Source organism: Pseudomonas sp. 2024-210 (genome assembly GCF_045062345.1).
GTDB lineage: Bacteria > Pseudomonadota > Gammaproteobacteria > Pseudomonadales > Pseudomonadaceae > Aquipseudomonas.
This window is the reverse complement of record NZ_JBJGEJ010000016.1, coordinates 100,599-113,648: the sequence shown is the minus strand read 5'-3', so window position 1 is coordinate 113,648 and position 13,050 is coordinate 100,599. Positions and strand designations below refer to the sequence as shown.

At 52.8% G+C, this 13,050-nt stretch carries 15 protein-coding genes; 9 read left to right on the top strand and 6 right to left on the bottom strand.

Going from position 1 to position 13,050, the window contains the following annotated elements; translation table 11 throughout:
- Positions 1–187: 187 nt before the first annotated feature.
- On the bottom strand, positions 188–1,387 hold the full coding sequence (gene tyrS, locus ACI7MX_RS19280; RefSeq protein ID WP_405590668.1) for a tyrosine--tRNA ligase: 1,200 nt from the start codon (positions 1,385–1,387) through the stop codon (positions 188–190).
- A gap of 211 nt (positions 1,388–1,598) precedes the next feature.
- On the opposite strand from tyrS, the gene ACI7MX_RS19275 reads away from it, so the two are divergent.
- Together ACI7MX_RS19275 and ACI7MX_RS19270 are read left to right on the top strand one after the other, a co-directional pair.
- Entirely contained in the window at positions 1,599–2,990 is a 1,392-nt protein-coding gene (locus ACI7MX_RS19275; protein ID WP_314492943.1) for a peptidoglycan DD-metalloendopeptidase family protein, read from the top strand.
- A 3-nt stretch (positions 2,991–2,993) separates the two neighbouring features.
- Positions 2,994–4,085, top strand: coding sequence for an anhydro-N-acetylmuramic acid kinase (locus tag ACI7MX_RS19270; protein ID WP_314492946.1), 1,092 nt, complete (start codon positions 2,994–2,996; stop codon positions 4,083–4,085).
- Between the two features lie 83 nt (positions 4,086–4,168).
- Here the strand turns inward: ACI7MX_RS19270 and erpA are convergent, their stop codons facing one another.
- Both erpA and argC read right to left on the bottom strand, forming a co-directional pair.
- A complete protein-coding gene (gene erpA, locus ACI7MX_RS19265) occupies positions 4,169–4,519 on the bottom strand; it encodes an iron-sulfur cluster insertion protein ErpA (protein WP_003444456.1) in 351 nt (116 codons plus the stop codon).
- Positions 4,520–4,682: 163 nt separating this feature from the next.
- Positions 4,683–5,717: an N-acetyl-gamma-glutamyl-phosphate reductase gene (argC, locus tag ACI7MX_RS19260; protein ID WP_405590497.1), complete on the bottom strand. Its 1,035-nt coding sequence runs from the start codon at positions 5,715–5,717 to the stop codon at positions 4,683–4,685.
- Positions 5,718–5,850: 133 nt separating this feature from the next.
- Here argC and hemJ point away from each other — a divergent pair, with 133 nt between their 5' ends.
- The 6 genes from hemJ (at position 5,851) to coq7 (ending at position 9,899) form a co-directional block, all read left to right on the top strand.
- Positions 5,851–6,276 carry a protoporphyrinogen oxidase HemJ gene (gene hemJ / locus ACI7MX_RS19255; protein WP_405590500.1) on the top strand — a complete coding sequence of 142 codons (426 nt, stop codon included), beginning with the start codon at positions 5,851–5,853 and terminating at the stop codon, positions 6,274–6,276.
- 28 nt (positions 6,277–6,304) lie between these two features.
- Positions 6,305–7,264, top strand: a complete 960-nt coding sequence (locus ACI7MX_RS19250) for a nitronate monooxygenase family protein (protein WP_314492915.1) — start codon at positions 6,305–6,307, stop codon at positions 7,262–7,264.
- Between the two features lie 83 nt (positions 7,265–7,347).
- Positions 7,348–7,863, top strand: coding sequence for a DUF805 domain-containing protein (locus tag ACI7MX_RS19245; RefSeq protein ID WP_405590504.1), 516 nt, complete (start codon positions 7,348–7,350; stop codon positions 7,861–7,863).
- A 76-nt stretch (positions 7,864–7,939) separates the two neighbouring features.
- Positions 7,940–8,728, top strand: coding sequence for an SDR family oxidoreductase (locus tag ACI7MX_RS19240; RefSeq protein WP_314492910.1), 789 nt, complete (start codon positions 7,940–7,942; stop codon positions 8,726–8,728).
- 66 nt (positions 8,729–8,794) lie between these two features.
- On the top strand, positions 8,795–9,133 hold the full coding sequence (locus ACI7MX_RS19235) for a histidine triad nucleotide-binding protein (RefSeq protein WP_405590507.1): 339 nt from the start codon (positions 8,795–8,797) through the stop codon (positions 9,131–9,133).
- Between the two features lie 118 nt (positions 9,134–9,251).
- On the top strand, positions 9,252–9,899 hold the full coding sequence (coq7, locus tag ACI7MX_RS19230) for a 2-polyprenyl-3-methyl-6-methoxy-1,4-benzoquinone monooxygenase (RefSeq protein ID WP_405590510.1): 648 nt from the start codon (positions 9,252–9,254) through the stop codon (positions 9,897–9,899).
- Between the two features lie 78 nt (positions 9,900–9,977).
- Here the strand turns inward: coq7 and speD are convergent, their stop codons facing one another.
- On the bottom strand, positions 9,978–10,769 hold the full coding sequence (gene speD, locus ACI7MX_RS19225) for an adenosylmethionine decarboxylase (protein ID WP_016782404.1): 792 nt from the start codon (positions 10,767–10,769) through the stop codon (positions 9,978–9,980).
- Between the two features lie 238 nt (positions 10,770–11,007).
- Positions 11,008–11,430, bottom strand: a complete 423-nt coding sequence (locus tag ACI7MX_RS19220) for an OsmC family protein (protein ID WP_122784190.1) — start codon at positions 11,428–11,430, stop codon at positions 11,008–11,010.
- A 221-nt stretch (positions 11,431–11,651) separates the two neighbouring features.
- Here ACI7MX_RS19220 and crp point away from each other — a divergent pair, with 221 nt between their 5' ends.
- Positions 11,652–12,296, top strand: coding sequence for a cAMP-activated global transcriptional regulator CRP (gene crp, locus ACI7MX_RS19215; protein WP_314489302.1), 645 nt, complete (start codon positions 11,652–11,654; stop codon positions 12,294–12,296).
- Here the strand turns inward: crp and ACI7MX_RS19210 are convergent.
- A complete protein-coding gene (locus ACI7MX_RS19210) occupies positions 12,293–12,994 on the bottom strand; it encodes a biotin/lipoate A/B protein ligase family protein (RefSeq protein ID WP_405590514.1) in 702 nt (233 codons plus the stop codon). The genes crp and ACI7MX_RS19210 overlap by 4 nt on opposite strands.
- Positions 12,995–13,050: the final 56 nt, after the last annotated feature.

Below are 13,050 nucleotides of genomic sequence, written 5' to 3'. Positions count from 1 at the left end.
GCTGCTGTCAACACCTCATTTCCTGCTTCGATGACTTGAAGCTGACACCGCCGAAAACCGTACAACTCATTGAATATCAAGGAGTTTTCCGTTTCGACTGCGCCGGAAGTGGGGCGAATTATAGGCCATTACATTTCCAAGTCAAGGGTTGATTAATCAAATCTATCAAGCAACCCCGAACCACGCCTTACTCGGCTTTTAGTGTGATACGCGCAAAAGCCTTCTTGCCTGCCTGACACACATGAGTCGAGCCCAGTGCATATATATAGGTGCGATCAACCACCTCACCATCTATACGTACACCTCCCGCCCCCAACAGGTCTCGTGCCACTGCAGAGTTCTTCACCAGACCTGCCTTATTAAGGACAGCTGCAATCGGCATATCCTCAGTAGCAGTCAGCTCAACCTCTGGCAGATCATCTGGCAGCTCGCCCTCTTTCATGCGATTGCCAGCTCCGCGATGCGCATTGGCAGCAGCCTCTTCACCATGAAAACGAGCCACGATTTCTTCAGCCAGCTTGATCTTGATGTCACGAGGGTTAGCGCCAGCTTCGACTTCAGACTTAAATGCATTGATTTCGTCCATTGAGCGAAAACTCAGCAATTCAAAGTAGCGCCACATCAGAGCATCAGGAATGGAAACGAGTTTGCTGTACATCACGCCTGGCGCTTCCTGGATACCGACATAGTTACCCAAGGACTTAGACATCTTCTTGACGCCATCCAACCCCTCAAGCAAAGGCATCGTCACAATGCATTGCGCTTCGTGGCCATAGCCGCGCTGTAGCTCACGCCCCATCAGCAAGTTGAATTTCTGATCCGTACCACCCAGCTCTACATCTGCCTTCAAAGCCACAGAGTCATAACCCTGTACAAGCGGGTAAAGGAACTCATGAATAGCGATAGGCTGATTAGTGGTGTAGCGCTTATCAAAATCGTCGCGCTCAAGCATACGAGCAACGGTGTATTGAGAAGTAAGACGAATGAAGTCTGCCGGCTTCATTTGATCCATCCAGGTGGAGTTGAATGCCACCTCGGTTTTGGCAGGGTCAAGAATCTTGAATACTTGAGTCTTGTACGTCTCGGCATTGTCGAGCACTTGCTCTCGCGTCAACGGTGGGCGCGTAGCACTTTTCCCGCTTGGATCGCCAATCATCCCGGTGAAATCTCCTATAAGGAAAATCACGTGATGACCCAGCTCCTGGAACTGGCGCAGCTTATTAATCAGTACGGTGTGACCCAAGTGCAGGTCGGGTGCTGTAGGGTCGAATCCAGCCTTAATACGCAACGGCTTACCGCGCTTGAGCTTCTCAACCAATTCAGACTCGACCAGTACCTCTTCGGCACCACGCTTTATTAGCGCTAGCTGCTCTTCAACCGACTTCATATCAGACCCGTAAGGCTCAAATTCAAAGGGAACCAACATACAAGATCAGAGACTAATTACAAGTTTTGAGCGGCATACGGCCCACTATCCGTCGGGGAATAGCTCGTAGACTTGCTTCAAGGGTGATTTGGTTATATTTTATACAGTTATTTCATCTTCACCGTGTCAGTCATCTTTTCCAATTCATCCTTTATTCAAAGTCAAATTATCTATGACCAGTCAACCGCCTAAAGCGCCACCGCTTTATCCGAAGACCCACCTGCTCGCAGCAAGTGGTATCGCCGCCCTCCTAAGCTTGGCTTTGCTGGTATTTCCTTCCAGCGAAGTTGAAGCCAAAAGAACGAGCCTCAGCTTGGAGCTGGAAAGCCCTGCTGAGCAACTGACACAAGAAGAAGACGCTTCCGATCTCGTTCAAGCCACAAAAGAAGTGAGCCCGCCTCCATTCGCCGAAATTGATCCGCCGAAAAACTCCACGGTTAAAGCTGAAGAAGATAAATCACCCAGCCACCGCGAAGTCCTCGTCGCTAAAGGCGATACGCTCTCTACGCTCTTCGAGAAAGTAGGCCTGCCTGCGTCTGCCGTGCATGAAATTCTGGCCAGCGACAAGCAAGCCAAGCAGTTCAGCCAATTGAAACACGGGCAAAAGCTCGAGTTCGAAATGACCCCTGACGGCCAGCTGAACAACCTTCACAGCCAAGTTAGCGACCTTGAAACCATAACCCTCAGCAAAACCGCTAAAGGCTATACGTTTCGTCGTGTAACGACCTTGCCAACAGTACGCTCTGCTTATGTACACGGCGTAATTACCAGCTCCCTTTCAGCCTCTGGCCAACGCGCGGGATTACCTCATAGCCTGACAATGGACATGGCTAAAGTATTTGGTTACGACATTGATTTCGCTCAAGACATTCGCCCAGGTGATCAGTTCGAAGTGATCTATGAACAGAAGGTGGCCAACGGCAAAACCGTAGGCACGGGTAATATTCTGTCTGCCCGCTTTACCAACCGGGGCAAAACCTTTACAGCAGTCCGCTATACCAACAAGCAGGGCACAAGCAATTACTACACCGCTGATGGCAACAGCATGCGCAAGGCTTTCATCCGCACACCTGTAGATTTTGCCCGAATCAGCTCGCGCTTTTCAGCAGGTCGCAAACATCCAATCCTCAACAAGATTCGTGCACACAAGGGCGTCGATTACGCGGCGCCACGCGGTACCCCAATCAAAGCAACCGGCGACGGAAAAGTACTCCTGGCGGGACGTCGTGGAGGCTACGGCAACACCATCATCATTCAGCATGGCAATACTTACCGTACCCTTTACGGACACATGCAAGGCTTTGCCAAAGGTGTTAAAACGGGCGGTTCCGTTAAGCAAGGACAAGTGATTGGCTACATCGGCACAACCGGACTTTCGACCGGGCCTCATTTGCATTACGAGTTCCAGGTCAACGGCGTGCATGTTGATCCTCTTGGCCAAAAGCTGCCTATGTCTGATCCGATAGCAAAAGCGGAACGCACGCGCTTCCTGCAGCAAAGTCAGCCATTGATGGCTCGCATGAATCAGGAAAAGGCTACCTTACTAGCCTCGAGCAAGCGCTAAGCAATGGCTCTCTATATAGGCGTGATGTCCGGCACCAGCCTTGACGGCATGGACATCGCGCTGGTTGAACTTGGGGCTGGCATTACGCTGCTGGCCACTCATTACATCCCGATGCCTGAAGACCTTCGCCGCGAACTGCTCAGCCTGTGTGCCAGCGGGCCGGACGAAGTGGCACGCAGCGCCCTTGCAGAAAACCACTGGGCAAGGCTAGCGGCCAAGGGGGTCAATGACCTGCTCGCGAAGCAAGAACTCACCCCTGGACATATCCGCGCCATAGGGAGCCACGGTCAGACCATACGTCATGAACCCGCCCAAGGCTGGACCGTGCAGATAGGCAATCCTGCTTTACTGGCCGAATTGACTGGCATAAGCGTGGTCAGCGATTTTCGTCGCCGAGATGTCGCCGCCGGCGGACAAGGAGCACCTCTTGTTCCTGCCTTCCATGAAGCCCTGTTTACACATGGATCTGCCAATCGAGCGGTATTGAACATAGGCGGCTTCAGTAACTTAAGCCTGATAACTACCGATAACCCTGTCGCAGGATTCGATTGCGGCCCTGGGAATGTTCTGCTTGATGCCTGGATACAAGAGGAGCGTGGTGACCTGTATGACCGCAGTGGCCAGTGGGCAGCCAGCGGCAACGTAGAACCATTGCTGCTTGAGACCCTGCTGCGCGACCCTTTCTTCCAGACCCAAGGCCCAAAAAGTACCGGCCGAGAAGTATTCAACCTCAAGTGGCTGAAACAGCATCTCCTGGCCCTGCCTAGCTTTGCCGCTGAAAACGTCCAGGCAACCCTGCTTGAGCTCACCGCATTGACCGTCGTGCAATCACTGCAAGCGGCTCAGCTGCGCACAGATGAACTACTCGTTTGCGGTGGGGGTGCTCACAATGCGGCGCTCATGGCGCGCTTGAAGCAATTACTCCCGACTACACAGGTCGATAGCACAAAGGCAAGAGGTGTTGATCCAGACTGGGTTGAAGCCATGGCTTTTGCTTGGCTTGCCCACTGCTGCCTTGAAAACATTCCCACCAATCGCCCCAGCGTTACGGGCGCACGCGGCCTTCGTGTACTGGGTGCGATCTATCCCGCCTGACGATTTGCCTCATAAAGTAAAGGGCCAGATAGCAAAACGCCGCGAATCTACGCGGCGTTGAGTGTGGCACCTACTCTGAGCAATCAGATCGAAAACGAAGACCCGCAACCACACGTTGTGGTGGCATTCGGGTTTTTGATCACGAAACGAGAGCCTTCCAGACCTTCCTGATAATCCACCTCGGCACCTGCCAAGTATTGGAAACTCATTGGGTCAACCACCAAGCTAACGCCCTCGCGCTCAACAATGGTGTCGTCATCGGCTACTTCTTCATCGAAAGTAAAACCGTATTGAAAACCGGAACAACCGCCGCCCGTAACGAAAACTCGCAACTTCAAACGATCATTACCCTCTTCATCGACCAGGCTCTTCACCTTGTGCGCAGCACCTTCAGTGAATTGCAAAGCCATGGGGGTGAAGGATTCGACGCTCATGCTGACTATCTCCCGGCGCTGTGCCGCCATAATGCGTGATGACGCGCATTATCCGCTTCTCCCAGAAAAGCGGTCAACTATTTGAAGAGCAGCGGCAAGTTTTCAGCAACAAGCTGCACGCTAGAAGCCGAGAATTCTCTTCCCTAGCCGCTTGCAGCTGCTTTTAAGGCAACATCCCTGCATGAGAAAGGCCAAGACGCTCGTCAAGACCGAATAGGATATTCATGTTCTGAACAGCCTGACCCGAAGCCCCTTTAACCAAGTTGTCGATAACAGACAGCACGACAACCAGATCTCTCTCTTGCGGACGATGTACCGCGATCCGGCAAACGTTGGCACCTCGAACACTGCGGGTTTCCGGATGACTGCCCGCAGGCATCACGTCAACAAACGGCTCATTGGCGTAGCGCTTCTCGAACAACGCTTGCAGATCGACAGAACGGTCTACCACTGTTGCGTAGAGCGTGGAGTGAATACCACGGATCATCGGCGTCAAATGCGGCACGAAGGTCAAGCCGACATCCTTACCTGCTGCGCGGCGCAAGCCCTGACGAATCTCGGGTAAGTGCCGATGCCCTTTGACCGCGTATGCCTTCATGCTCTCTGATGTTTCGGCATATAACGACCCCACACTGGCGCCACGTCCGGCGCCACTTACACCGGATTTACAGTCAGCAATGAGCATGGACGTATTCGCCAGCCCTGCTTCCAGCAAAGGCAGGAAGCCCAATTGAGTGGCAGTTGGATAACAGCCCGGAACCGCGATCAATCGAGCTTGCTTGATTTGCTCGCGATTAACCTCTGGAAGACCGTAAACAGCTTCTTTTAATAACTCAGGCGCACCATGTGGCTGGCCGTACCATTTGGCCCATTCATCAGCGTCCTGCAAACGGAAATCGGCGGAAAGATCGATAACCTTAGTGCCTGCTGCCAGGAGTTCGCCTGCCAACGCATGGGCGACGCCATGGGGCGTGGCGAAAAATACAACATCACAGGCAGCCAGCGTTTGTGTATCCGGGACACTGAAAGCCAAGCCGTCGTAATGACCGCGCAGGTTGGGATACATATCGGCAACTGGCAGGCCCGCCTCGGATCGAGAAGTGATTACAACCACCTCAGCCTGCGGGTGCTGAGCCAGCAAACGCAGCAATTCGACTCCGGTGTAACCCGTGCCGCCGACAATACCGACCTTGACCATAACCTGCCCTCAACGAAACAACTGGAAAGCTTCTGATAATAGGGACAGAGCGTCCATGCGACAACTGCCAAGGTGACTCACGGGCGCTCTACAACTACTATTTGCCCTACCGTGAACCTGGGAATAACTAAAAATGCTTTATCTATGGCTCAAGGCCTTTCATATCATCAGCATCGTCTGTTGGTTTGCAGGGCTGTTTTACCTACCACGCCTGTTTGTTTACCACGCTCAAAGCGAAGACGCTGTCAGCAAAGAGCGATTCAGCCTGATGGAGCGTAAGCTGTTTCGCGGCATCATGGGCCCCGCAATGATCGCCACACTCATCTTCGGCGGCTGGCTGCTCTACCTTGCTCCAGGCTTCCTCAGTCAAGGGTGGATGCACGCCAAACTGACGCTGGTATTTCTGCTCATCGGTTACCACCACATGTGTGGCGCACAGGTAAAACGCTTTGCCCGTGGCGAAAATACGCGTAGCCATGTGTTCTATCGATGGTTCAATGAAGTACCGGTGCTGTTCTTGATTGCTATCGTCATTCTGGTAGTGGTTAAACCGTTCTAAATTCAATTCCCCTTCTTCGAGGTCTTCAATGTCACTGCCCGTCCAGCTTGAACAATGCTTGCGTCTGCCGGTAGTGGCAGCCCCCATGTTTCTGATTTCCAACCCGCAACTCGTGCTGGCCTGTTGCGCTAATGGCGTTGTGGGCAGTTTCCCTGCACTCAACCAACGCGAGAGCAGTGGTTTCAAGGCATGGCTAGAGGAAATTGAAGCGGGACTGGCTTCATTGAAAAATCCGGCGCCCTACGCGGTTAACCTGATTGTGCATAACAGCAATCCGCGCCTACAGGCTGATCTGGCGATCTGCATTGAGCACAAAGTCCCCATCGTTATCACCAGCTTGGGTGCAGTGAAAGAAGTTGTAGATGCTGTTCACAGCTATGGTGGCCTGGTCTTCCACGACGTCACAACCCGACGTCACGCCGAGAAAGCAGCCGAAGCAGGCGTCGATGGTCTGATCGCAGTGGCGGCGGGTGCGGGCGGGCATGCAGGTACATGGAGCCCTTTTGCTCTGGTGGCTGAAATTCGCCAATTCTTCGACAAAACGGTGTTGCTTGCGGGTTGCTTGAACCATGGCCACGAGATCTTGGCGGCGCAAGTCATCGGGGCGGATCTTGCCTACTTAGGCACACGGTTTATAGCTACACAAGAAAGTCATGCGCCTGACGAATACAAACAAATGGTTCTGACATCCCGAGCAGTCGACATCGTTCACACTGCTGCCGTTTCGGGTGTACCGGCAAGTTTCATGCGCCAAAGCCTCGAAAATGCAGGCTTTGACCTCGCCACACTGCAAGCTAAAAGCGAGAGCAGCACCGGTACCCGGCTCAAACCGCTCAACGACGAAGCAAAAGCATGGAAGACCGTTTGGTCTGCTGGCCAAGGCGTAGGTGACATCAATGATGTGCCTACTACACAACAGTTGATCACACGACTCGATACGGAATACCGCGAGGCTATAAAGCGGGTGAATCGACTTCCTCATTGCTAAGCATCTTGTTGAGGCTCTGAGCCCGCCAATTAGGCGGGCTTTTTTGTGAACGATAAATCTCCCCCTGCTACAAGGAAGCTTACATGTCAGAGCATGATCTGGAAAAAACCGCTGAGGTGCAGTACGCAAAGCTGGAATTTCTTGGCTTTGCGACGCGAATCGGACGATTACGCTTTATAGTTTGGCAATTGGGTTTGGGCGTTATTTTTCAGTCTTTATGCTTAATTGGTCTTTTGATGGTAATCGTGTCGCCCGTCATCAGTATTGGGATTATTGGGGTCGGAATTATTCTTTATCCGATATTTAGCCTCAGAATTGCCGCTCAACGCCTTCACGACCTCAACTTATCCGCATGGATGTTACTTTTGCAGCTGGTGCCTATCGCCAATCTGATATTAGGCATCATGTTACTGGTGAGGCCGGGCACATCAGGCGCGAATCGCTTTGAAGCACCTCCTCCGCCTAACAGCACCTCAGTAAAAATTGCAGGCTCGATTTTGGCCTTCATCTGCTGCGTATACGTTGCGGCCTTCATTGCAATTGCATCCACCCCACTGATGCACGTTTTCATCAACGCAGTTAGCCGCTCCAGCCTGTAGACTCTGTTTCTTTAAGAACGCGTTAACGCCAGGGACGTCATTGTCACCGGACAGCACCGTTGCGATGGAGAACAGCATGACCCGTTACGCTTTAATCACTGGTGCTTCCAGCGGTATCGGCCTGGCCTTGGCTGAAGCCTTGGCACGCCGTGGCCGCAGCCTGATTTTAGTGGCCCGCCAACGTGACGCACTCGAAAGCATTGCGCTGGAGCTGACCCAACGTTTCGGTGTCGAAGTGTTGTTCCGGGCCTGCGATCTGGGCGAACCTTTGCGTCTCTCGGGCTTTCTGCTGGAACTTGAAGAAGGGGATCGCCAGATCGACCTGTTGGTCAATTGTGCGGGCATTGGCACCTGCGGCCCCTTCCTGGCTCATGACTGGAGCGCGGAACAAGACCTGATCGAGCTGAATGTCCTCGCGCTTACCCGGCTGTGTCATGCCATCGGTAATATGATGGCGGTGCAGGGAGGAGGACAAATCCTTAACGTCTCCTCCATCGCGGCTTTTCAGCCGGGTCCTTGGCTAAGTACCTACTACGCCAGCAAAGCGTATGTTCTGCACTTTTCCGAAGGTTTACGTGAGGAGGTAAAGAAAACGGGCATCAAAGTATCGGTGCTATGCCCTGGCATTACCCGTACTGGCTTTTTTGAAGCGTCCAAGATGAATGCAGAGGCAATCAAGCAAAATTCCGCTTGGATGACCCCCGAAGAAGTTGCGCTTTATACAGTGCGCGCGCTTGAAAAAAACAAAGCCATCATTATTCCGGGTCGACGTAACCGCTGGCTAACACGTATCCCACGTGTGCTGTCACGGTGGATGACACGAAAAATCGCGGCCTCTGTGAACAAATCCTATTGCCCGCGTTAACGCGACTGGGCGTAACGCGCTCTGCTGAGTACACTCAGACCGGACTTCACTCACGGAGAAACTGCTTTGGATACCCTGTTTACCAAGATCATCAACCGTGAAATACCTGCAAAGATCATCTATGAAGATGATCAAGTACTCGCTTTTCACGATATTGCTCCACAAGCACCGATTCATTTTTTGGTTATCCCAAAAAAACCGATCCGCACCCTCAATGACCTGACCGAAGAGGACAAGCCGCTGACAGGGCATATCCTGTTCACTGCACAACGGCTCGCCAAAGAGCTGGGCTGCGAAGACGGGTTCCGGGTGGTAATGAACTGCAATGAAAAAGGCGGCCAAACGGTCTACCACATTCATATGCACGTTCTGGGTCAACGCCAGATGAACTGGCCGCCGGGCTGATAGAAAGCTGTGCACACCGTGGGTGCATTGCCGCACCCACGACTGCTGACGATCACGTGCAGCCCCTTGCGGCTCGATTGCGGTAAACTGGCCTCCGTGATTTTTTCCGGAGGTAAGCATGACTACCCAACGTCACTACTCGCCGATTGACCGTCTACTGCTACAAGCCGATACCGCGATGCGCACATTGCTGCCATTCAGTGGCCAACCTGGCCGTCCATCGCCCGCCATTTTAAAGCCCGATCACCCGCTGGACGACAAGACCGCGCGGCATGTGGCCGGATTGATGCGTATCAACCACACGGGCGAAGTCTGCGCTCAGGCGCTGTACCAAGGCCAGGCCCTGACCGCCAAGCTACCGCAAGTGCGAAATGCAATGGAGCATGCGGCAGAAGAAGAGATCGATCACTTAGCGTGGTGTGAGCAGCGTATTCGTCAATTGGGCAGCCATCCTAGCGTGCTGAATCCGCTGTTTTACGGCATGTCTTTCGGTATTGGCGCAGTGGCCGGGCTAATTAGCGACAAAGTGAGCCTGGGATTTGTAGCTGCTACAGAAGATCAAGTCTGCAAGCATCTTAATGAACATCTTGAGCAGCTCCCGGCCGAAGATGAAAAGTCCCGAGCGATTCTTGAGCAAATGCGCATCGACGAAGCTCATCATGCTGAGTCCGCGTTGCAAGCCGGCGGCTTCCGTTTTCCTGCACCGGTCAAGTTTGGCATGAGCCTGATGGCCAAGGTCATGACTAAAAGCACCTATCGTATGTAACAGCCTGGCATTACTTGCTGGGCCAGAAGCAAAAAAGGCGACTACCTCTCGATAGTCGCCTTTTTAATGGCTGAAACTTTACGCCATGTTCCGAGCGTAAAAGATTTCGAGCATTTCATGCTTCACGCGTTCGGTCACCTGAGCGCGTTGTTCAACCGAAAGATTGCTGGTGGCATCGCCGAACAAGTAGTTGTCCAGTTCAAACTCTTTCAGCAGCATCTTGGTGTGGAACAAGTTCTCTTGGTAAACGTTCACGTCGGTCATTTGGTAACCGTCGCGGGTGTCTTCAGAAAGGTAATTCTGAATCGAATTGATCTCGTGATCGATAAAGTGTTTTTTACCTTCAACATCACGGGTAAAACCACGAACGCGGTAATCGACAGTCACGATATCTGAATCAAATTGATGGATCAGATAGTTGAGAGCTTTAAGCGGTGAAATAACGCCGCACGTCGACACATCAATATCCACACGGAAAGTCGCAATCCCGTCGACCGGATGAATTTCCGGATAGGTATGCACCGTGATATGACTTTTGTCGAGGTGAGCCAGAATGGTCTCGGGCAGCGGACCTGGGGATTCTTCGATTTGGCTTTCGGTCGGAATCACCGGCTGCTCTGAAATCAGAATTGTCACGCTGGCGCCCTGGGGATCGTAATCCTGACGAGCGATGTTCAGGATGTTGGCACCAATGATATCAACCACATCTGTAAGGATCTGCGTCAGGCGTTCTGCGTCGTACTCTTGATTGATGTACTCAACGTATGCCTGCTGGTCTTGCGGGGTTTCCGCGTAGCAGATGTCATAGATGTTGAAGCTCAAGGTCTTTGTCAGGTTATTGAACCCGTGGAGCTTGAGTTTGCTTTTCACCGTTATAAAACTCTCTATGTCGATGCGGCTCGGCCGCGTGATCCAGCATGCCCGTCAAGTGCGTGGACGCACCTGCGTAGGACGGTTAACACCTCTTCGCGATGGCGATTTTGGTTATCTGTTCGGGCATGTGGCCGGAAATATCCCCAGCCACTACCCTGAAAAAAGTGGCGCATTATGCAGACCTCGGCGACCGTTCACCAGAGCCTGCAGTGCATTTATGAAAATTGAATGGCCACTAGCCCAATTCAACAATTTCATAATCGTGGCTAATAGCTACACCCGCAGCGCCCAGCATGATCGACGCAGAGCAATACTTCTCGGCTGACAGCTCAATGGCACGCTTAACCTGAGCTTCTTTCAGACCACGACCTTTAACGACAAAGTGCAGATGAATCTTGGTAAACACTTTCGGGTCTTCAGTGGCGCGCTCGGCTTCAAGGAAAGCTTCACAGCTCTCAACGGCCTGGCGCGATTTTTTGAGAATGCTGACCACGTCAAAGTTGCTGCATCCGCCAAGGCCCAGCAGAAGCATTTCCATCGGTCGCACACCTAGATTACGACCACCGCTCTCAGGCGGGCCGTCCATCACGACGACGTGGCCGCTGCCTGACTCGCCCAGAAACATGGCCTCGCCAGCCCATTGAATGCGTGCCTTCATCACCCAGACTCCACTGCTTTAAAAGGGGCGCCAGCTTAGCACAGCGTCCTAAATAGAGAGCTTGCCACGCGCATGGCTTTAACCTACACGCTGCATGGAAAATTCTGCCTACCTGAAAGAATCTGTCTGTTAAGCTGGCGCCAATTCACTGGCGCCAGCCAGCCAGCGCTCTCTATAAAAATAGATCCAGCTCCTACTGTGCATGCTTTCGGGAAACAACCATGGTTGCTTTTACCCCCATATCCAAGATCAAAAACCTAGATAAGTTTTTGACTCACTGCCAACGCAAACGCTATGCGGCCAAGAGCAACATCATTTGCGCAGGCGAACACTCACACACCCTGTTTTTCATCATCAAAGGCTCGGTAACCATTGTGATCGAGGATGATGGCAATCGCGAAATGATCATCGCCTACCTTAACTCGGGTGATTTTATTGGTGAGTTGGGTTTGTTTGAACAGGCGGGTCAGGAACAGAAACGCAGTGCCTGGGTACGAGCGAAGACCGAGTGTGAAGTTGCGGAAATTAGCTATTCGAAATTCAGAGAATACGCACAACACGAACCGGAAATTCTTTACGCCATAAGCGGACAAATCGCGCAGAGACTGCGAAACACCACGCGCAAAGTTGGGGACTTGGCCTTCTTTGACGTCACCGGGCGAGTGGCACGCTGCTTACTTGAATTGTGTAAACAACCCGACGCCATGACTCACCCGGACGGGATGCAAATCAAAGTGACCCGACAGGAAATCGGCAGAATAGTGGGCTGTTCGCGAGAGATGGTGGGGCGTGTGCTCAAAGATCTGGAAGAGCAGAATCTGGTAAGCGTCAAAGGCAAAACCATGGTGGTTTTTGGTACGCGCTAAGGGTTGAACACAGGCGCCAGTATTTTTTGGTAACTGGCGCTCAACCGCTCAAAAAAATCGGGGTCGCTAAATACTTCGTGCAATGCGATATGGCTATCGGCCCGGCAGTTTTGTTCAAGGCCACAGCGCTCATTGAAAAAATTGACGGCAGCTACCATCGACTCCCGCTCGTTTTCTACCAGTAACGCCCCGTGAACCAGACCGACCGGCCGCTGACCACCTTGGCTCTGACGCCAGCGTTGGGCCGTCCCCACCAGCTTGCGCCCATTAAGATTAACGTTGTAACGGCCGTCACAGAATGCGCCCTCAACTTCGCCAACCGAAGCCTCTGCTCCCAACTCGGTCAGTAACTCGCAGAGCGGATTGCACAAACGCAGATAAGCCGTCTCAATGCGGGCACGATCGTCCTCACTGCGTGGCGGCGCGTAGACCAGAGCAATATTGACTGTTGACGGGGATTGCGGCACAGGTTCGCCGCCGGTCTCACGCAACAGAATGGGCCACCCGCTCGCAGCCAGTTCAACACTGGCTTGCTCAAAATCGGGTAAGCGGCTCAAACGACGCGGCATGACTAATGCCCGATCAGTGGGCTGCCAGAACAGCACGCCCGCCTGACGCTCACCCGCACACACTGAAGCCAACAAATCCTGCTCAGCTTTAAGGCCTGCTTCGACCGTGAGTTGCTGGATAAGCGTCATAAATATCTCTAAAAAAGAGCACGCGCGGCCCAAGCCTGTCACGACTGGGGAGGTGT

What these genes read in the sequence shown, in the direction of transcription:
- tyrS (WP_405590668.1), bottom strand. Translation starts at nt 1,387, where the DNA reads ATGAAGTCGGTTGAAGAGCAGCTAGCGCTAATAAAGCGTGGTGCCGAA.
- ACI7MX_RS19275 (WP_314492943.1), top strand. Translation starts at nt 1,599, where the DNA reads ATGACCAGTCAACCGCCTAAAGCGCCACCGCTTTATCCGAAGACCCAC.
- ACI7MX_RS19270 (WP_314492946.1), top strand. Translation starts at nt 2,994, where the DNA reads ATGGCTCTCTATATAGGCGTGATGTCCGGCACCAGCCTTGACGGCATG.
- erpA (WP_003444456.1), bottom strand. Translation starts at nt 4,519, where the DNA reads ATGAGCGTCGAATCCTTCACCCCCATGGCTTTGCAATTCACTGAAGGT.
- argC (WP_405590497.1), bottom strand. Translation starts at nt 5,717, where the DNA reads ATGGTCAAGGTCGGTATTGTCGGCGGCACGGGTTACACCGGAGTCGAA.
- hemJ (WP_405590500.1), top strand. Translation starts at nt 5,851, where the DNA reads ATGCTTTATCTATGGCTCAAGGCCTTTCATATCATCAGCATCGTCTGT.
- ACI7MX_RS19250 (WP_314492915.1), top strand. Translation starts at nt 6,305, where the DNA reads ATGTCACTGCCCGTCCAGCTTGAACAATGCTTGCGTCTGCCGGTAGTG.
- ACI7MX_RS19245 (WP_405590504.1), top strand. Translation starts at nt 7,348, where the DNA reads ATGTCAGAGCATGATCTGGAAAAAACCGCTGAGGTGCAGTACGCAAAG.
- ACI7MX_RS19240 (WP_314492910.1), top strand. Translation starts at nt 7,940, where the DNA reads ATGACCCGTTACGCTTTAATCACTGGTGCTTCCAGCGGTATCGGCCTG.
- coq7 (WP_405590510.1), top strand. Translation starts at nt 9,252, where the DNA reads ATGACTACCCAACGTCACTACTCGCCGATTGACCGTCTACTGCTACAA.
- ACI7MX_RS19220 (WP_122784190.1), bottom strand. Translation starts at nt 11,430, where the DNA reads ATGAAGGCACGCATTCAATGGGCTGGCGAGGCCATGTTTCTGGGCGAG.
- crp (WP_314489302.1), top strand. Translation starts at nt 11,652, where the DNA reads ATGGTTGCTTTTACCCCCATATCCAAGATCAAAAACCTAGATAAGTTT.
- ACI7MX_RS19210 (WP_405590514.1), bottom strand. Translation starts at nt 12,994, where the DNA reads ATGACGCTTATCCAGCAACTCACGGTCGAAGCAGGCCTTAAAGCTGAG.